At 73.5% G+C, this 17,677-nt stretch carries 16 protein-coding genes; 3 read left to right on the top strand and 13 right to left on the bottom strand.

All coding sequences use genetic code 11. The features are described 5' to 3' along the window. Positions 1–9: 9 nt before the first annotated feature. From FH969_RS02550 to hrcA, 10 genes are all read right to left on the bottom strand, one after another. A complete protein-coding gene (locus FH969_RS02550) occupies positions 10–357 on the bottom strand; it encodes a VOC family protein (RefSeq protein WP_139985900.1) in 348 nt (115 codons plus the stop codon). Positions 358–430: 73 nt separating this feature from the next. Beyond that, on the bottom strand, positions 431–1,288 hold the full coding sequence (locus FH969_RS02545) for an isoprenyl transferase (RefSeq protein WP_246071658.1): 858 nt from the start codon (positions 1,286–1,288) through the stop codon (positions 431–433). Then, a complete protein-coding gene (recO, locus tag FH969_RS02540; RefSeq protein WP_108717672.1) occupies positions 1,285–2,079 on the bottom strand; it encodes a DNA repair protein RecO in 795 nt (264 codons plus the stop codon). Before recO ends, FH969_RS02545 begins: the two co-directional genes overlap by 4 nt. A 187-nt stretch (positions 2,080–2,266) precedes the next feature. Further along, complete coding sequence (gene leuA / locus FH969_RS02535; RefSeq protein WP_246071657.1) at positions 2,267–4,051, bottom strand: 2-isopropylmalate synthase; 1,785 nt, start codon at positions 4,049–4,051, stop codon at positions 2,267–2,269. 171 nt (positions 4,052–4,222) lie between these two features. Continuing rightward, positions 4,223–6,007 (bottom strand): alpha/beta hydrolase family protein, encoded by a 1,785-nt coding sequence (locus FH969_RS02530; protein WP_139985898.1) that lies wholly within the window; start codon positions 6,005–6,007, stop codon positions 4,223–4,225. Continuing rightward, on the bottom strand, positions 6,007–6,960 hold the full coding sequence (era, locus tag FH969_RS02525) for a GTPase Era (protein ID WP_139985896.1): 954 nt from the start codon (positions 6,958–6,960) through the stop codon (positions 6,007–6,009). Before era ends, FH969_RS02530 begins: the two co-directional genes overlap by 1 nt. Before the next feature lie 7 nt (positions 6,961–6,967). After that, positions 6,968–7,420 carry an rRNA maturation RNase YbeY gene (gene ybeY / locus FH969_RS02520; protein ID WP_139985894.1) on the bottom strand — a complete coding sequence of 151 codons (453 nt, stop codon included), beginning with the start codon at positions 7,418–7,420 and terminating at the stop codon, positions 6,968–6,970. Continuing rightward, a complete protein-coding gene (locus tag FH969_RS02515; RefSeq protein ID WP_139985892.1) occupies positions 7,417–8,451 on the bottom strand; it encodes a PhoH family protein in 1,035 nt (344 codons plus the stop codon). Before FH969_RS02515 ends, ybeY begins: the two co-directional genes overlap by 4 nt. Beyond that, entirely contained in the window at positions 8,448–9,560 is a 1,113-nt protein-coding gene (dnaJ, locus tag FH969_RS02510) for a molecular chaperone DnaJ (protein WP_139985890.1), read from the bottom strand. The genes FH969_RS02515 and dnaJ overlap by 4 nt, the downstream gene beginning before the upstream one ends. Before the next feature lie 69 nt (positions 9,561–9,629). After that, positions 9,630–10,709: a heat-inducible transcriptional repressor HrcA gene (hrcA, locus tag FH969_RS02505; protein WP_139985888.1), complete on the bottom strand. Its 1,080-nt coding sequence runs from the start codon at positions 10,707–10,709 to the stop codon at positions 9,630–9,632. A 98-nt stretch (positions 10,710–10,807) separates the two neighbouring features. Between hrcA and FH969_RS02500 the strand changes: the two genes are divergently transcribed. After that, positions 10,808–11,722 carry a DUF3097 family protein gene (locus FH969_RS02500; protein WP_425462444.1) on the top strand — a complete coding sequence of 305 codons (915 nt, stop codon included), beginning with the start codon at positions 10,808–10,810 and terminating at the stop codon, positions 11,720–11,722. A 66-nt stretch (positions 11,723–11,788) separates the two neighbouring features. Here FH969_RS02500 and FH969_RS02495 read toward each other — a convergent pair whose 3' ends face one another. From FH969_RS02495 to lepA, 3 genes are all read right to left on the bottom strand, one after another. Further along, positions 11,789–12,964: a DUF2189 domain-containing protein gene (locus FH969_RS02495; RefSeq protein ID WP_139985886.1), complete on the bottom strand. Its 1,176-nt coding sequence runs from the start codon at positions 12,962–12,964 to the stop codon at positions 11,789–11,791. Between the two features lie 183 nt (positions 12,965–13,147). After that, the gene (gene hemW / locus FH969_RS02490; protein WP_139985884.1) at positions 13,148–14,368 is read right to left on the bottom strand and encodes a radical SAM family heme chaperone HemW; all 1,221 of its coding nucleotides are present in this window, start codon (positions 14,366–14,368) and stop codon (positions 13,148–13,150) included. Then, entirely contained in the window at positions 14,365–16,254 is a 1,890-nt protein-coding gene (gene lepA, locus FH969_RS02485; protein ID WP_139985882.1) for a translation elongation factor 4, read from the bottom strand. Before lepA ends, hemW begins: the two co-directional genes overlap by 4 nt. A gap of 42 nt (positions 16,255–16,296) precedes the next feature. Here lepA and FH969_RS02480 point away from each other — a divergent pair, with 42 nt between their 5' ends. After that, positions 16,297–17,061, top strand: coding sequence for a maleylpyruvate isomerase family mycothiol-dependent enzyme (locus FH969_RS02480; protein WP_139985880.1), 765 nt, complete (start codon positions 16,297–16,299; stop codon positions 17,059–17,061). Between the two features lie 40 nt (positions 17,062–17,101). Further along, positions 17,102–17,545 (top strand): hypothetical protein, encoded by a 444-nt coding sequence (locus FH969_RS02475; RefSeq protein WP_139985878.1) that lies wholly within the window; start codon positions 17,102–17,104, stop codon positions 17,543–17,545. The last annotated feature ends 132 nt before the right edge of the window (positions 17,546–17,677 follow it).

Below are 17,677 nucleotides of genomic sequence, written 5' to 3'. Positions count from 1 at the left end.
TCCGCGGCGTCAGCCCTCGTGGGCGACGCAGAACTCGTTGCCCTGCGGGTCCGCCAGCGTGAACCAGCGCGCGGCGCCCTCGGCCCGTTCACCGACGAGCGTGGCGCCGGCGGCCAGCAGACCGCCGGCGACGAGCGCGAGGTCCTCGTGCGTCGTGAGGTCGAGGTGCACCTTGTTCTTCCCCGGCGTCACGGCGTCGACGCGCTGGAAGCCCAGCGTGCCGGCCGGGGTGGTGACCACGACGAACCAGCCCTCGTTCTCGGCGACCACCTCGCCCTCGAGCACCCGCGCCCACCAGTGCGCCAGCGGGACGGGGTCGGTGGAGTCCACGGTGATCATGCCGATCGCGAGCGTCATGCTCCGGAGGCTAGCCGCGACCTGCGACACCGCGCGGTCGCCCGGGTCGGTGTCTCACCGGTCGAGGGCGGTCTCACCGCTCGTGCGCGGGTTCGCCGTCGGCGTGCTCGTCGGGTCTCGCGGCGGTCGGGCGGTCCACCGCGGCGCCGTAGCGGCGATCGCGCCGCGCGTACTGCTCGACGGCGCGCCACAGGTCGCGCCGGTCGACGTCGGGCCACGGCTTGTCGAGGAACACGAACTCGGCGTAGGCCGCCTGCCAGAGCAGGAAGTTCGACGCGCGCTGCTCACCGCCCGTGCGGATGAACAGGTCGACGTCCGGCATGTCGGGCTCGTCGAGATACCGCGCCACGGTGCGCTCGGTGACATGCTCGGGATCGAGCCGGCCGGCCGCGACCTCGTGCCCGATCGCGCGCACGGCGTCGACGATCTCGGCGCGCCCGCCGTAGTTGACGCACATCGTGAGGGTGCACGTGGTGTTCCCGGCCGTGAGCTGCTCGGCGGTCTCGAGCTCGGTGATGACGCTGCGCCACAGCCGCGGCCGACGCCCCGCCCAGCGCACCCGGACGCCCCAGTCGTTCATCTCGTCGCGCCGGCGCCGCAGCACGTCGCGGTTGAACCCCATGAGGAAGCGCACCTCCTCGGGGCTGCGCTTCCAGTTCTCGGTGGAGAACGCGTACGCGCTCACGTGCGTGACACCGATCTCGATCGCGCCGGCCACCACGTCCAGCAGCACCTGCTCGCCCGCCGCGTGACCCTCGGTGCGCGTGAGCCCACGCGCGTTGGCCCAGCGCCCGTTGCCGTCCATGACGAGGGCGACGTGCCGCGGGACGACACCCTCGGGAAGCACGGGCGGGCGCTCGCCGGAGGGATGCTCGAACGGCGGGCTGGGCTCGTGCGGCTCCCACACCACGGGCCGGCGGCGCAGCCTCACGCCGTCCGCCCGATGATCGCGACCGCGGGGTCGAGCGTGCGGTCCACGCGCGCCGCGCCGGTCCGGTCCACGTGCCGCAGCGAGCGCAGCTGGCGCTCCAGGTGCCACTGCAGGTACACCGCGACGAGTCCGCTGGACTCGCGCCGGTGCCGGTCGTCGCTGCGGTCGGCCACCGCCCAGTCCCCCGCGAGCAGGGCACCGAGCAGCGCGAACGTCTCCTCGGCCGGCGCGGCGGCGCCGGGCGGGCGGCAGCCGCCGCACACCGCGCCGCCCATCGGGGCGGAGAAGGCGCGGTGCGGACCGGGCCGGGAGCAGCGCGCGCACTCGGCGAAGCTCGGGGCCCAGCCGGCGACGGCGAGCGCCCGCAGGAGGTAGGAGTCCAGCACGAGGGTGGCCGCGTGGGCCCGCTCGGCCAGCGCCCGCAGCGCACCCGCGAGCAGCAGGTACTGCTGCGTGGCCGGCTCGCGCTCCACCTCGGTGAGGCGCGCCGCGGTCTCGACCATCGCCGTCGCCGTCGTGAAGAGGCTGTAGTCGGCCATGATCGAGCGACCGTGCGGGGCGAGCGTGTCGGCCTGGGTCACGACGTCGAGCGAGCGACCCAGGTGCAGCTGCACGTCGACCACGCCGAAGGGCTCCAGCCGCGCCCCGAACTTGCTCGAGGTGCGCCGCACGCCCTTGGCGACGGCGCGCACCTGCCCGGAACCACGGGTCAGCAGGGTGACGATGCGGTCCGCCTCGCCCAGGTCGTGGGTGCGCAGCACCACGGCCTCGTCGCGATAGGTCCGACTCACCGCAGCATCATCCCCCAGCCCACCGACATCGCCCGCCTGCCCCGCCGACGCTCCGCGATCACGCCCCGATGCACCGCGATCACGCCCCGATGCACCGCGGCCCGCCGGACGCCGACGGCGTCACCACCGTCGGCATCCGGCACCCGGTGTCCGGCAGCCACGCGCGCGGCCGCGAGCACGCCGCCGCTCAGCGCACCGCGCGGTTGACCGCCGACACGATCGCCTTGAACGACGCCGTCGTGATCGACGGGTCGATGCCCACGCCCCACAGCACCTGACCGTCGACCTCGGCCTCGATGTACGAGGCGGCCGAGGCGTCCTCGCCCTGGGCGAGCGCGTGCTCGGCGTAGTCGATCACCGCGACCTCGACCCCGCGCGTCGCGAGCGCGGCCGCGAACGCGTCGATCGGGCCGTTGCCGCGCGCCGTGATGACGTGCTCCTCGCCGTCGTCCACGAGCGTGACCACGAGCTCCTCGTCGCTGCCGTCGCCGGCCGAGGTGAGGCGGGTGGACCGCAGCGCGAACCGGCCCCACGGCTCCAGCTCGGAGTCGGCGGGGGCGGGCAGATACTCGTCGACGAAGATGCGCCACAGGTCGTCCGCGGTGAACTCGCCGCCGCGGCTGTCGGTGTGCTCCTGCACGATCCGGGAGAACTCGATCTGCAGGCGGCGCGGCAGGTCCAGGTGCCGCTCGGTCGACATGAGGTACGCGATACCGCCCTTGCCGGACTGGCTGTTGACGCGGATGACCGCCTCGTACGTGCGGCCGACGTCCCGCGGGTCGACCGGCAGGTACGGCACGGCCCACGCGACGGCGAGCTCGTCGCCGCCGGCCGCCTCGACGTCGGCGTCCCGCTTCGTCAGGCCCTTGCGGATCGCGTCCTGGTGCGAGCCGGAGAACGCGGTGTAGACGAGGTCGCCGCCGTAGGGGTGACGCGGGTGGACGTCCATCTGCGTGCAGAACTCGACGGTGCGGCGCACGTCGTCGATGTCGGAGAAGTCGATCCCCGCGTCGACGCCCTGCGAGACCAGGTTCATCCCCAGGGTGACGAGGTCGACGTTCCCGGTCCGCTCGCCCTGGCCGAACAGGCAGCCCTCGACCCGGTCCGCGCCGGCCATCACGGCGAGCTCGGCGGAGGCGACGGCCGTACCGCGGTCGTTGTGCGGGTGCACCGACAGGCACACGCTCTCCCGGCGGGACAGGTGCCGGCTCATCCACTCGATCTGGTCCGCGTACACGTTGGGCGTCGCGCGCTCGATCGTCGCCGGCAGGTTGAGGACGATCTCGCGGCCGGCCGCGGGCTCCCACACGTCCATGACGGACTCGCACACCTCGAGCGCGAACTCCAGCTCGGTGTCGATGAAGATCTCCGGGCTGTACTCGTACCCCAGCACCGTGTCGGAGGAGTCCAGGTACTTCTCGTAGTAGTCCATGACGTCGCGCGTCCCGGACACCGCGATCTCCTTGGTGCCCGCGCGGTCCTTGCGGAACACCACGTCGCGGAAGACGGGCGCGGTCGCGTTGTACAGGTGCACCGTGGCGTGGTGCGCACCGACGAGCGAGGAGACCGTGCGCTCGATGAGGTCGGTGCGCGCCTGCGTGAGGACCGAGATCGTCACGTCGTCGGGGATCACGTCCGTCTCGATGAGGGAGCGCACGAAGTCGAAGTCGGTCTGGCTCGCGGCCGGAAACCCGACCTCGATCTCCTTGTAGCCCATCCGGACGAGGAGCTCGAACATGCGGTGCTTGCGGGCGGGGTCCATCGGCTCGATGAGGGCCTGGTTGCCGTCCCGCAGGTCGGTGGACAGCCACCGGGGGGCGACGGTGATCCGCTTGGCGGGCCACGTGCGGTCCGGCAGGTCGATGCCGTTGACCTCGTGGAAGGGCCGGTACTTCGCCAGCGGCATGGGGCTCGCGGCGGGCCGGGCGGGAACGTTGCTGATGCTGGTGTCGACGGTGCTGCGCTGGTTCATGACGTCCTCTGTGCTGGGCTGTGGGCCGGCCGGGCGCATGACGGTCGCCGCAACGAGGGTCCGGCCGTTACAGGACCTCGTCGCGGCACCGAAGGAGGAGCGCCGACAGTCGCACGCTCGCCACCCTAGCCCACGTCGCCGCACGCCCGTCGCGCGCGTCCGCCCCACCCGTCACGACAGCGGCGAGAACGCCCCCCAGTACGCGGCGACGACGAGCAGGCCGGTCGTGCCCAGAGCCACCGCCCACGCGCCGACGACGCCGAGCAGGGCGACCGCGCCGCGCGCGCCACGCGCCACCAGCGGCGGCCGCTCGCCGGCGAGGCGCACCGCGGAGCGGTGGGCGCGCCAGGCCCGGCGGGCCCGGAGCAGGTCGCGCACCGCGAGCACGCCGAGCAGCGCTGCGCCGACGGCGGACAGCTGCAGCACCACCCAGCCGCCCCAGACCATCGCCGCGTTCGTGCGGTAGTTGAGCGCGAGCTGCGCGACGACGACGACGTACGCGATGAGCAGCACGACGACAAACAGCCCCGCCAGGCTGTAGCCCACCGCCCGTCGGCCCAGCGTGGCCGGGATGCGCACCGGCGGCCTCGGCGCCCCGGTCGAGGCGGACGCACGCGCTCGCCGTCGCGCCACCGTCCGCACCAGCGCGGCGCCGAGCAGCAGGAGATACCCGCCCACGAGCACCGTCATCGAGATCGCGGGGACCCGCAGGAGCATCTCGCCGTCGGCGAACCAGCGCGGCTGGGGCACGGCGTTCGCGAGGTGGACCTGGACCGGGGTCGCCCCGGCCACGGTCGGCCCGGCGGCGAGCGCACCCGCCGGGTCGAGCGCGAAGGCCGCGACGCCGGCAAGGAAGTCCGGTACCACGGCATCGGTCGACGAGCCGACCCGGATGCCGTGGTTCGCGCCGGCGTAGTACCGCACGAGCAGCTGGTCGGCACCCTCGGGCAGCGCGCCCGCCACGATCTGCGGCCCCTGCACGGTGGGCATCGACGCGTCCTGCGTGCCGTACGCCATGAACGTGGGCTGGGTCATCGTCGTGAGGTAGGGCAGCACGTCGAAGTCCGCGTAAGCGAGGATGCCGCCGGGCAGGTGGGCGCCGGTCGCGCGCGGGATCGCCCGCAGCAGCGGCGCGGGCACGCCGACGTTGCGCAGGTAGGCGTCGACGGCGAACGCCGCCTGCTCGCGCGGCGTCACGACCGGCGCGCTGACGAGCATGACGAACGCGACGTCGGGGTCCTCGTCCGCCAGGACGGGGGCGATCCACGTCCCCTCGCTCTCCGCGTAGAGCCCGACGCGGTCCGGGTCGACCGAGGGCAGGGTGCGCGCGTACGCGACGCTGCGCTCGTAGTCCGCGGCCATCGCGACGTAGTCGCGCTGCGCCGTCGAGTAGGTGTCCAGGCGCTTGCTCGGGGACACGGCGACCACGCCCGCGCTCGCGAGCGCCTGGGCGTGCGCCGAGAACGACTCGGCCAGGCCCGTCCCGGCGCCGTGCAGGAAGACGACGGCGGGCGCCGGCTCCGTGAGCCCGACGGGCTCGACGACGAGCACCTGCGTGGTGGCGCCGTCGAGCTCGACGTCGACGAGCTTGCTCGTCGTGTCGTACCGCCCGAGCGTCGCCTCCGCGCTGCTCCCGTCGACCGCGACCGAGGCGGTCTCGGGCACCACCGACGTCGTCACGAGCTCGGGGTCCCACCGCGGTCCGGCCGCGAAGCCCACGACGGCGAACAGCAGCACCGCGACGACGGTCGCTACCGCGACACGCACCCAGGCCGGGCGCGTGCGGACCGCTCGCCGATCGGCACCCGGCTCGCCGTCGCGCGCTGCGCCGTCGCCCACTGCGCCCGAGGCGGGGTGACCGACCGAGGCGGGCTCGCCGTCGCGCGCTGCGCCGTCGTGCGCCGACGCGCCGTCCGCGCGGGCGTCGACCGGTGCGCCACCGGGTCGAGCTGGCACTAGAACCCCAGTCGCTGCAGCTGCTTGGGGTCGCGCTGCCAGTCCTTGGCGACCTTGACGTGCAGGTCGAGATACACCCGTGCCCCGAGCAGGGCCTCGATGCCCTCGCGCGCACGCGTGCCGACCTCGCGCAGGCGGGCGCCCTTGCGCCCGATCACGATGGCCTTCTGCGAGTCGCGCTCCACGAAGACGGTGACGTGCACGTCGAGCAGGTCGAGGTCCTCCGGGCGCGCATTCGGGCGGCGCGGGCGGGTCTCGATCTCCTCGACCACCACGGCGAGGGAGTGCGGCAGCTCGTCGCGCACGCCCTCGAGGGCGGCCTCGCGGACGAGCTCGGCGATCATGACGTTCTCGGGTTCGTCCGTGAGCTCGCCCTGGGGGTAGAGCGGCGGGCTCACCGGCAGGTGCGAGCACAGCACGTCCGCCACCACGTCGACCTGGTAGTCCTCGAGCGAGCTCACCGGCACGATGTCTGCGAAGCCGCCGAAGCTCTCGCCCAGCTGCTCGATCGCGATGAGATGCTCCACCAGGCGCGGCTGCGGCACGGTGTGAGCCTTGGTGGCGAGGGCGACCACCGGCGTGCGCACGTCGGTGAGCATGCGCGCGATGAACTCGTCGCCGGGCCCGACCTTCTGGTCCGCGGGCATGCAGAAACCGACGACGTCGACCTCGGCGAGCGTGCCCAGCACGAGGTCGTTGAGGCGCGTGCCGAGCAGTGTCCGCGGTCGGTGCAGGCCCGGGGTGTCCACGAGCACGAGCTGGGCGTCCTCGCGGTGCACGATGCCGCGGATCGTGTGCCGGGTGGTCTGGGGCCGCCCGGACGTGATCGCGACCTTCGTGCCGACGAGCGCGTTGACGAGCGTGGACTTGCCCGCGTTGGGGCGCCCGACGATGCACGCGAAGCCGGCCCGGTAGGTCTCCGGGTGCTCGGGGCGGTGGTAGTCGAGCGTCATGCCGGCCTCACCGACTCGCCAGGAACGTGAGCAGGAGGCGGCGCTGCAGGTCGAACATCTCGGTGCGCTCCTCCTCCTCGGCGTGGTCGAAGCCGAGCAGGTGCAGGATGCCGTGCGTCACGAGCAGGAGCATCTCCTCCTGCGCCGAGTGGCCGGCCTCGCGGGCCTGCGCGGTGGCGACCTCGGGACACACGACGATGTCGCCGAGGATCCCGGGATCGGACGGCTCACCCTCGGTGCCGGGGCGCAGCTCGTCCATGGGGAAGGACATCACGTCGGTCGGGCCGGGCTCGTCCATCCAGCGCACGTGCAGCTCGGTCATGGCCGGGACGTCGACGAAGATGACCGACAGCTCGGCCTGGGGGTGCACGTGCATCTGGTCGAGCACGTACCGCGCGAGCGCGGCGAACTCGAGCTCGTCGATCTCGTGGGCGGACTCGTTGGTGATCTCGGTGCTCACGGTGTCCTCCTGCCGCGGCGGTCGCCGCGCGGGTGGTCGGCGCCCTCGCGGCGCACGGGACGTTCGCCCCCGCGCGCGACGTCGTCCCACTTCGCGTAGGCGTCGATGATCTCGCCGACGAGGCGGTGGCGCACGACGTCGGCGGAGGTGAGCCGGCAGAACGCGATGTCGTCGATGTCGTGCAGGATCTCCGAGACCACGCGCAGGCCGGACTGCGTGCCTCCGGGCAGGTCGACCTGGGTGACGTCGCCCGTCACCACCATCCGCGAGCCGAACCCGAGGCGGGTGAGGAACATCTTCATCTGCTCGGGCGAGGTGTTCTGCGCCTCGTCGAGCACGATGAACGCGTCGTTGAGGGTCCGGCCCCTCATGTAGGCCAGCGGGGCGACCTCGATCGTGCCCGAGGCCATGAGCCGCGGGATGGAGTCCGGGTCGACCATGTCGTGCAGCGCGTCGTAGAGCGGCCGCAGGTAGGGGTCGATCTTGTCGTTGAGCGTGCCCGGCAGGAACCCGAGCCGCTCGCCCGCCTCCACGGCGGGGCGGGTGAGCAGGATCCGCGCGACCTGCTTGGCCTGCAGTGCCTGCACGGCCTTCGCCATCGCGAGGTAGGTCTTGCCCGTGCCGGCCGGGCCGATGCCGAACGTCACGGTGTTGCGGTCGATCGCCTCGACGTACTCCTTCTGCCCCACGGTCTTGGGCCGGATCGTGCGGCCGCGCGAGGACAGGATGTTCATCGTCAGGACGCTCGCGGGCGACGTCGGCGCGGGCGAGCGCAGCATCGCGATGGCGCGCTCGACGGCGTCGGCCGTGAGCGGCTGGGACGCGCGCGAGACCTGGGCGAGCTCGTCCACGAGTCGCTCGGCCAGGGACACGTCGGCGGGCTCGCCCTCCAGGGTGACGACGCTGCCGAGCACGTGCACCGTGAGGTCGGGGAACCCCCGCTCCAACGCGCGCAGCACCTCGTCGCGCGGGCCCAGCAGCGAGCGCATGTCGACGTCGTCGGGGACCGTGACCTGGTGGGCGACCGTCATGAGCGACCCGCCAGCTTGTCCCGCAGTCGGGAGAACATCCCGGCCCCGACCGGCGCGAGCCGCGCCTGCGGCTGCTCCTCGCCGCGCAGCGCGGCGAGCTCGCGCAGCAGCTCCTCCTGCCGCTCGTCGAGGCGCGTCGGCACCTGGACGTCGAGGTGGACGTGCAGGTCACCGCGCCCGTGGCCGCGCAGCCGGCCCATGCCCTTGCCGCGCAGGGTGATGACGTGGTCACCCTGGGTGCCGGGTGCGATGTCGACCTCCTGCTCGCCGTCGAGCGTGTCGAGCGAGACGACCGTGCCGAGGGCGGCCGCGGTCATCGGCAGGGAGGTGGTGCAGTGCAGGTCGTCCCCCCGACGGGTGAAGACGGGGTGGGGGTGCTCGCGGATCTCGACGTAGAGGTCGCCGGCGGGGCCGCCGCCGGGGCCGACCTCGCCGTGCCCGACGAGCTTGATCCGCGTGCCGTTCTCGACGCCGGCGGGCACGTCCACGGTGATGGTGCGGCGGGTGCGCACGCGCCCCTCGCCGGAGCACTCGGGACACGGCTCGGGGATCGTCGAGCCGAAGCCCTGGCACGCGTCGCAGCGCGCCTGGGTCATGACGTTGCCGAGGAACGAGCGCGCGACGCGCTGCACCGATCCGCGGCCGCCGCACACCTGACAGGGGCGGGGCGAGGTGCCGGGCCGCGCGCAGGAGCCGTGGCACGTGCCGCACACCACGGCGGTCTCGACCGTGATCTCCTTGCGCGCGCCGAACGCCTCCTCGGCCAGCTCGAGGTCGAGCCGCACGAGCGCGTCCTGCCCTCGGCGGGCGCGCGGCACGGGGCCGCGTGCGCTGCCGCCGGCGGCCGCGCCGAAGAACGTCTCGAAGATGTCGGAGAACCCGAAGGCCCCCGCACCGGCGCCGCCGGGGCCGCCGCCCGCGTCGTACATCGCGCGCTTGTCCGGGTCCGACAGCACCTCGTGCGCGGCCGTGACCTCCTTGAACCGCTCCGCGCCGGCCTCACCCGCGATGTCGGGGTGGTGCTGCCGGGCGAGCTTGCGGTAGGCGCGCTTGATCTCGTCCGTGGACGCGTCACGCGAGACGCCGAGGACCTCGTAGTAGTCAGTCACGTGGGTGGTTCATCCTCGTTCGGGGATCTGGGTGGTCAGTGCTGGGACGAAAGGCGTGGGTCGCGCCGGTCACGGCGTGACGATGCGCGAGAGGTACCGCGCGACGGCCCGGACGGCCGCCATGGTTCCCGGGTAGTCCATCCGGGTCGGTCCGAGGACGCCGAGGAACGCCAGCGCGTCCCCGCTGCCCTCCCCACCGTACGGCGCGGCAACGACAGACGTCTCCGCGAGCCCGGTGTGCCGGTTCTCCGCGCCGATCCGGACCGCGACCTCGCCGTGCTCCTGGCGCAGCGCGTCGGCGTCCGCGGCCATCTCGGCGAGCAGGCGCATGAGGACGACCTGCTCCTCGAGCGCCTCGAGCACCGGCGAGATCGTGTGCGCGAAGTCGAAGCCCGACCGCGCGAGGTTGGCCGTGCCGGCCATGACGATGCGGTCCTCGACCTCCTCCAGGAGCGTCTCGCCCACCACCGCGGCGAGTGCCTCGACCAGCGGCGCGAGGCGCGGCTCGACCTCGTCCCCCACCGCGGCGAGCGCGACGGCGAGCTGCGGCATCCGCCGACCGGCGGCGGCCGCGTTGAGCCTCGCCCGCAGGTCGGCGACGACGCCCTCGTCGAGCGCGGTCGTGGCGGTCGCGTCGTGCGCGGCGCCTGCGGACGGGACGGTGAGGGTGCGCTGCTCGACCCGGCCGCTGTCGGTGATCATCACGACCAGCATCCGGTCCGCGCCGAGCGGCACGAGCTCGAGGTGGCGCAGCGCCGAGCGGCGCAGCGACGGGTACTGCACGACGGCGACCTGGTGCGTGAGCTGCGCGAGCAGGCGCACCGTGCGGCTCACGGCGTCGTCGAGGTCGACCGAGGCGCTGAGGAAGGACTCGATGGCCCGGCGCTCGGGCGGCTGGAGGGGGCGCAGCGACGCGAGGTGGTCCACGAACACGCGGTAGCCAGCGTCGGTGGGGATGCGGCCCGCGGAGGTGTGCGGCTGCGCAATGTAGCCGGCCTCCTCCAGCGCCGCCATGTCGTTGCGGATGGTGGCCGGCGACACGCCGAGCTGGTGCCGCTCGACGAGCGTGCGCGAGCCGACCGGCTCCCGCGTCTCGACGTAGTCGGACACGATGGCGCGCAGCACGTCCAGGCGCCGATCCGCTGCCATCGTCCCCTCCCAGGTCCGCTCACCGCACGCGACGCAGCCCGCGCCGCCGTGGCACTCGACGTGCCAGAGTGCTAATCCTACGCCGGTATGGTCCGCGGGTGCCCTCGCGCGACCCGCTCCGACCCGACCTCTACGCCGCCGACGTGCTCGCCGCCGACGCCCCCGACCGCGTGCGCGACCCCCGGGTGCGCACGGGCAGCCGGAAGGTCACCCGGGACGAGCCCGCCGTCGCCGGCCTCGTGGTCGAGGACGTCACGACCGGGTACGTGGGCGCCGTGCTGCGCGTCGAGCGCACCAACGGCGGGGACGTCGTCGTGCTGGAGGACCGCCGTGGCGCCCAGCGCTCGTTCCCGCTCGGCGCGGGGTTCTGGGTGGACGGCGCGCCGGTGCGCCTCGTCCGTCCGCCGCGCCCCGCGGGCGCCGGGGGCGCGACCGGACCGGCGCGGACCGCGTCCGGCTCGCTCGCCGTCGCCGGTGCTCGCGCTCGCGTGGCGCGCGCCTCGCGGATCTGGGTGGAGGGCAAGCACGACGCCGAGCTCGTCGAGCGCGTCTGGGGCGAGGACCTGCGCCTCGAGGGCGTCGTCGTGGAGATGCTCGACGGCGCGGATCACCTCTGCGAGGTGCTCACCGACTTCGCCCCGGGCCCCGAGCGCCGGGCCGGCGTGCTCCTGGACCACCTCGTCCCGGGGTCGAAGGAGCGTCGGCTCGCCGACGACACCCTGCGGGCGCTCGGCGGGCGGGCCGCCCACGTCCTCGTGCTGGGCCACCCGTACGTCGACGTCTGGCAGGCGGTGAACCCCGACCGCGTGGGTCTCACGGCGTGGCCCCACGTACCGCGCGGCACGGACATCAAGGTGGGCACGCTCACCGCCCTGGGCTGGCCCCACGCGACCCAGGCCGACGTCGCGCGCGGCTGGGCCCGCATCCTCGGGCGAGTGCGCGACTACCGCGACCTCTCCCCCGCGCTGCTCGGCCGGGTCGAGGAGCTCGTCGACTTCGTCACGGCTCACTGAACGCCGAACGCCGGCCCCGCGATGCGGGACCGGCGTTCGTTCGTGTGACCGGGGGCGGTCGCCGGCTCAGGCTGCGGCGACCTGGCCGCCGGACAGGCGGCGGTACAGGTACACCGTGGCAAGGCCGGCGAGCGGCACCGTGACGAGCAGGCCGACGCCGCACACGAGCGCACCGACCACGTTGAGCAGGTAGGTCACGACGATGAGCAGCAGCGTCTGCGCGGGGTTCTGGATCGCCAGCGTGGCGGCGGACCGGATCCCGGAGATCGCGTCCTGGTTGCGGTCGACCACGAAGTACAGCGCGAAGACCGTGAAGAACGCGACGGCGATCGAACCGATCACCGGGACGATCGAGAGCACGGCGGACACCACCGCGATCAGCAGCACCGCGAGCAGCGCGGCCCCGATGTTGCGGAACGTGAAGAACGTCCCGAGCGCCGCGCGCTGACCGTCCGCGATCGTGAGGTAGCCGTTGATGAGGCCGATCTGGGCGAGGAAGACGGCCGCGAAGACGAAGAAGTACAGGACGATCGAGCCGAAGACGCCGAACGCGGCGGCGACGTTCACGCCGTCGGACGTGTTGTAGCGCGTGGTGCCGAACAGGCCCGCGACGGCGAACCCGACGAGCGCGATCGCGATGATCACCAGGTACCACAGGACGTGCGAGCCGATGAGCACGCCGGCGTTCTGGCCGAACTTCTTCCAGCCCCAGCCCAGCGCGCTGCCGATGTCGGCGGGCTGCTGGTAGCCGCCGGCGTAGCCGGCCTGCTGGGAGCCGTACCCGTACTCGGGGGCCGGCGGCGGCGTCGGGAAGCCGCCCGAACCCGGCGGGGGCGTGTAGCCCGCGTCGGAGGACTGCGGGTAGGCACTCGACGGCTGCGGGGGCGCACCGTAGGGCGGCGTCGGCTGGCTCGGCGCACCGTAGGGCGACGGCGGCGTCGGCTGGCTCGGCGCACCGTACGCGGGCGGCGGCGTGGGCGCGCTGGGTGCGCCGTACGGCGACGGCGGCGTCTGGCTGCCGTACGCGGGCGGCGCGCTGGGCGGCGGGGTGTCCGACGGCGTGGCGCCCCAGCTCGGGGCGGACGGCGCGGACGGCGCGGGGGCGGACGGCGCCGGCGGGGTGGTCGGCGCGGGCGAGTCGCCCTCGGTGCCACCCCACGCAGGCGGCGGGGGCGCGGGCGTCGAACCCTCACCGTCCGGCGCGGTGGGCTTCTTCTCCTCTGGAGCGTTGGGCTCGCTCATCGATGACGTCCTCTCGATCTGTCGTGCGCTACGGCCCTCGAGCAGCCGTGTCCACGCGGGCGGCGGTCACCGCACCTGTCAGCGAAGCGGTACGCCCCAGGAGTGTCAAGCAGGCGCCCGGCAGTCCCATGCACCCGGCCACCCGAGACCCGGCTCCCGGTCACGCGATCGCACGGGCACGGCTCAGGTCAGGCGGTGCACCACGGTGTCGGCGAGCAGGCGTCCACGCAGCGTGAGCACGAGCCGGTCGGCGTCGGTGCGGACGGCGAGGCCGTCGGCAACCAGGCCCTCGACCGCCTGCCGCGAGAGTGCGCTGACCGGATACCCCTCGACCAGCCGCGTCCCGAGGAGGACGTCCTCGAGCAGGCGAGCCTCGCCGTCGAGCACCTCGCGCGCGGCGGCCGGCGAGACGCCGGCGGCGATCCGCGCCGCGTACGCCCGCGGGTGCTTGATGTTCCACCACCGCGTCCCGCCGACATGGCTGTGCGCGCCCGGGCCGATGCCCCACCAGTCCTGGTTGCGCCAGTAGGCGACGTTGTGCCGGCACCGGTCGGCGGGCGTGCGGGCCCAGTTGCTGATCTCGTACCAGTCGTAGCCCGCCCCAGCGAGCACGGCGTCGGCGAGCTCGTACTTCGCGGCCTCATCGTCGTCGGTGGGGGCGGGCAGCTCACCCCGCGCCACGCGGCGGTGCAGCGCGGTGCCCTCCTCCACGGTGAGCGCGTAGGCCGACACGTGGTCCGGCTCGAGCGCGACGGCGGCCGCGAGGCTCGTGGCCCAGTCCGCGAGGGACTCCCCCGGTGTGCCGTAGATGAGGTCCACCGACACCCCCAGGCCCGCCTCGCGCGCCCAGCGCACCGCATCGGGCACCCGCTCGGGATCGTGGGTGCGGTCGAGCGTGGCGAGCACGTGCGGCACGGCGGACTGCATGCCGAACGAGATGCGGGTGAAGCCCGCCCGGGCCAGTGCACGCAGGGCGTCCGGCGTGACCGAGTCCGGGTTGGCCTCGGTGGTCACCTCCGCGTCCGGGGTGAGGCCCCAGGTGTCCCGTACCGCCTGGAGCATCGCCGCGAGGTCGGCCGCGGGCAGCAGGGTGGGCGTCCCCCCGCCGACGAAGACGGTCTCCACCGTGCGGCGCGGCACGCCCGACGCCCGCAGTGCGGCGTCGGCGAAGGCGATCTCGGCGCATGCGGCCTGGGCGTAGGTGTCCTGGCTCGCGCCGACGAGCTGCTCGCCGGGGCGGGCGAGCTCCAGCGCCGTGTAGGTGTTGAAGTCGCAGTATCCACACCGCACGGCGCAGAACGGGACGTGCAGGTAGACCCCGAACGCGCGCTCCGCCGCCCCCTGGACCACCGCGGAAGGAAGCGTGCCGTCCGACGGCGCGTCCTCGCCGTCGGGCAGCCTCACCTCTTCGCGTCCTTGGCGTCCTTGCCGGTCGGGGCGTCGGAGGACAGCGCGGCGATGAAGGCCTCCTGCGGCACGTCGACGCGACCGATCGTCTTCATGCGCTTCTTGCCCTCCTTCTGCTTCTCGAGCAGCTTGCGCTTGCGCGAGATGTCACCGCCGTAGCACTTGGCGAGCACGTCCTTGCGCATCGCGCGGACGGTCTCGCGCGCGATGATCCGCGACCCCACCGCGGCCTGGATCGGCACCTCGAACTGCTGACGCGGGATGAGGTCCTTGAGCTTGCCGGCCATCATCACGCCGTAGGAGTACGCCTTGTCCTTGTGCACGATGGCGCTGAACGCGTCGACCGTCTCGCCCTGCAGCAGGATGTCGACCTTGACGAGGTCGGCGGGCGCGTCGCCGGTCGTCTCGTAGTCGAGCGAGGCGTACCCGCGGGTCTTCGACTTCAGCTGGTCGAAGAAGTCGAAGACGATCTCGGCGAGCGGGAGCGTGTAGCGCATCTCGACGCGGTCCTCGGACAGGTAGTCCATGCCCTGCAGCGCTCCTCGCCGCGACTGGCACAGCTCCATGATCCCGCCGACGAACTCGTTCGGCGTGAGGATCGTGGCGCGCACCACGGGCTCGCGGACCTCGCGGATCTTGCCCGCGGGATACTCGCTCGGGTTCGTCACCACGTGCTCGGTGCCGTCCTCCATCGTCACGTCGTAGACCACGTTCGGCGCGGTGGAGATGAGGTCGAGGGTGAACTCGCGCTCGAGCCGCTCGCGCACGATCTCCAGGTGGAGCAGGCCGAGGAAGCCGCACCGGAAGCCGAAGCCCAGCGCCGCGGACGTCTCCGGCTCGTACACCAGCGCGGCGTCGTTGAGCTTGAGCCGGTCAAGGGCGTCCCGCAGCACGGGGTAGTCCGAGCCGTCGATGGGGTACAGCCCGGAGAAGACCATGGGCTTGGGGTCGCGGTACCCCCCGAGCTCGTCGCTCGCGGGCTTGTGCGCGTTCGTCACGGTGTCGCCGACGCGGGACTGGCGCACGTCCTTCACGCCCGTGATGAGATACCCCACCTCCCCCACCCCGAGGCCGCGGGTCGGCGTGGGCTCCGGCGCCGAGACGCCGATCTCGAGCAGCTCGTGGGTCGCGCGGGTGGACATCATGAGGATGCGCTCGCGCGGGCTCAGCTGGCCGTCCACCACGCGCACGTAGGTCACCACGCCGCGGTAGGTGTCGTAGACCGAGTCGAAGATCATGGCGCGCGCCGGCGCCGTGGGGTCGCCCGTCGGCGCCGGGATGTCCGCGACGATGCGGTCGAGCAGCTCGACCACGCCGGCGCCGGTCTTGCCCGAGACGCGCAGGCAGTCCTCGGGGTCGCCGCCGATGAGGTTCGCCAGCTCCTCGGCGTACTTCTCGGGCTGGGCGGCCGGCAGGTCGATCTTGTTGAGCACCGGGATGATCGTGAGGTCGTTCTCGAGCGCGAGATACAGGTTCGCCAGGGTCTGCGCCTCGATTCCCTGCGCGGCGTCGACGAGCAGCACGGCACCCTCGCACGCCGCGAGCGAGCGCGAGACCTCGTACGTGAAGTCGACGTGGCCCGGGGTGTCGATCATGTTGAGCGCGTAGGCGGACTCCACGCCGTCGTCGCCGGTGACGCCCCAGGGCATCCGGACCGCCTGGCTCTTGATCGTGATGCCGCGCTCGCGCTCGATGTCCATCCGGTCCAGGTACTGGGCCCGCATGGCGCGCGAGTCCACCACCCCGGTGAGCTGGAGCATCCGGTCGGCCAGCGTGGACTTGCCGTGGTCGATGTGCGCGATGATGCAGAAGTTGCGCAGCAGGTGGGGCGCCGTGGCGGCGGGCTGGATGCCGGCGGCGAGCGCAGGCGAGGGAATCGGCACGAGTGCTCCGGGACAGACGAGTGGGACTCCCACAATGGTCCCATGAGCCCGGACCACCCCCCGCGCGCGCTGCCCACGGACCTCCTCGACCTCCTCGACCTCCAGGCCCGCTTCCTCGCCACCGTGCCGCTCGTGGATCCCGACGAGCCCGTCCCCTCGTGCGGCACCTGGCGCGTGAGGGACCTCGTGACGCACCTCGTCGAGATCCACCGCTGGGCCGCCGCCCAGGCTGCGCGCTTCCCCGAGCCGCCGCCGGACGCGCCGCTCGCCGAGCCCGTCGACGCGCCGGTCGACCTCGCCTGCCACTACCGGGCGGGAGCGACCGAGCTCGCGGACGTGCTGCGCCGCCTCGACGCCGACGCGCCCGCGTGGACCCTCCTGGACGACTCCCCCGGTGACGCCGGTGGCACGGTCGCGTTCTGGCACCGACGCCAGAAGTCCGAGACGCTCGTGCACCTGTGGGACCTGCGCAAGGCGACCGGCCTCCACACGGCGGAAGTCCCGGACGCGTGGTGGCTGGACTGCGTCGACGAGGCCGTCACCGTGATGCACCCGCGCCAGATCCGGCTCGCCCGGATCGCGCCACCGCCGATCGCCCTCACGCTCGCCGCCGACGGCGAGCAGAGGTGGACGTTGTCGGGTGCGCCGCCCGGCGCACCGGCGGTGAGCGTCACCGGGCCGGCGCCCGCGCTCGCCCTCCTCCTGTGGGGCCGCACGTCGGCGCACGACCCCTCGCTCGCCGTCGGGGGCGATCCCGACGGGCTGCGCGCGCTGGACGCGCTCCTCGCGACGAGCCTCACCCCGTAGGCGGGATGCACGCCGCAGCGTGACGTGTCAGGCTCGAGCCATGACGAACGGTGTGGACTGGGGCGCGTTCGGCCGCGGTGGCACCCGCGCCGTCGCACGACCCTCGCTCGTGGTGCTCGTGATCGCCGGGGTGTGCGTGGGCGGGCTCGTGCTCGCGACCCTGTCCGTCCAGGGGTTCGGCGCCTGGGTGCTGCGCTTCGTGGCGCTGCTGCTCGCCGTGCCCGTGGTGTGGCTCGCCGTCCGGCGCCACCAGGTGCTGGGCCGGCTCGGCGAGATGGAGCGCACGGGCGAGCACCCCGACAACGTCGTGCACACCCGGACCCCGGACGGTCAGGAGGTCACCGTCGTGGTGTCCGGTGCGGAGACCAGCGTCGTGCCGCGCACCGGCATCGGTGGGCTCACCGCCCTCGCGTTCGCGTCGCTGGCCTCGGCGGGGATCTCGTTCGGCATTCTCGTGATCATCGGGATCGCGGCGCTGCTCTGAGTGCGGCTCTGAGTGCGGCGGCCGTGCCGAGTGCGCTATCGTCCCAGGTTGCCTTCGGCGACCCGGCACCGCACGGAGCCCCCTCGGGGACCCGGGCACACCTGACCAGGCCGGCACCGACGATCTGAGGAG

It is taken from the genome of Miniimonas arenae, assembly GCF_006351005.1.
Taxonomy (GTDB): Bacteria; Actinomycetota; Actinomycetes; order Actinomycetales; family Beutenbergiaceae; genus Miniimonas; species Miniimonas arenae.
The sequence above is the reverse complement of the archived record's forward strand: the minus strand, read 5'-3'. Positions and strand labels throughout refer to the sequence as shown.

Coding starts and splice junctions, on each gene's coding strand:
- FH969_RS02550 (WP_139985900.1), bottom strand. CDS start 357: ATGACGCTCGCGATCGGCATGATCACCGTGGACTCCACCGACCCCGTC.
- leuA (WP_246071657.1), bottom strand. CDS start 4,051: ATGAACCAGCGCAGCACCGTCGACACCAGCATCAGCAACGTTCCCGCC.
- era (WP_139985896.1), bottom strand. CDS start 6,960: ATGACGCTCGACTACCACCGCCCCGAGCACCCGGAGACCTACCGGGCC.
- FH969_RS02515 (WP_139985892.1), bottom strand. CDS start 8,451: ATGACGGTCGCCCACCAGGTCACGGTCCCCGACGACGTCGACATGCGC.
- hrcA (WP_139985888.1), bottom strand. CDS start 10,709: ATGGCAGCGGATCGGCGCCTGGACGTGCTGCGCGCCATCGTGTCCGAC.
- FH969_RS02495 (WP_139985886.1), bottom strand. CDS start 12,964: ATGAGCGAGCCCAACGCTCCAGAGGAGAAGAAGCCCACCGCGCCGGAC.
- FH969_RS02480 (WP_139985880.1), top strand. CDS start 16,297: ATGAGCCCGGACCACCCCCCGCGCGCGCTGCCCACGGACCTCCTCGAC.
- FH969_RS02475 (WP_139985878.1), top strand. CDS start 17,102: ATGACGAACGGTGTGGACTGGGGCGCGTTCGGCCGCGGTGGCACCCGC.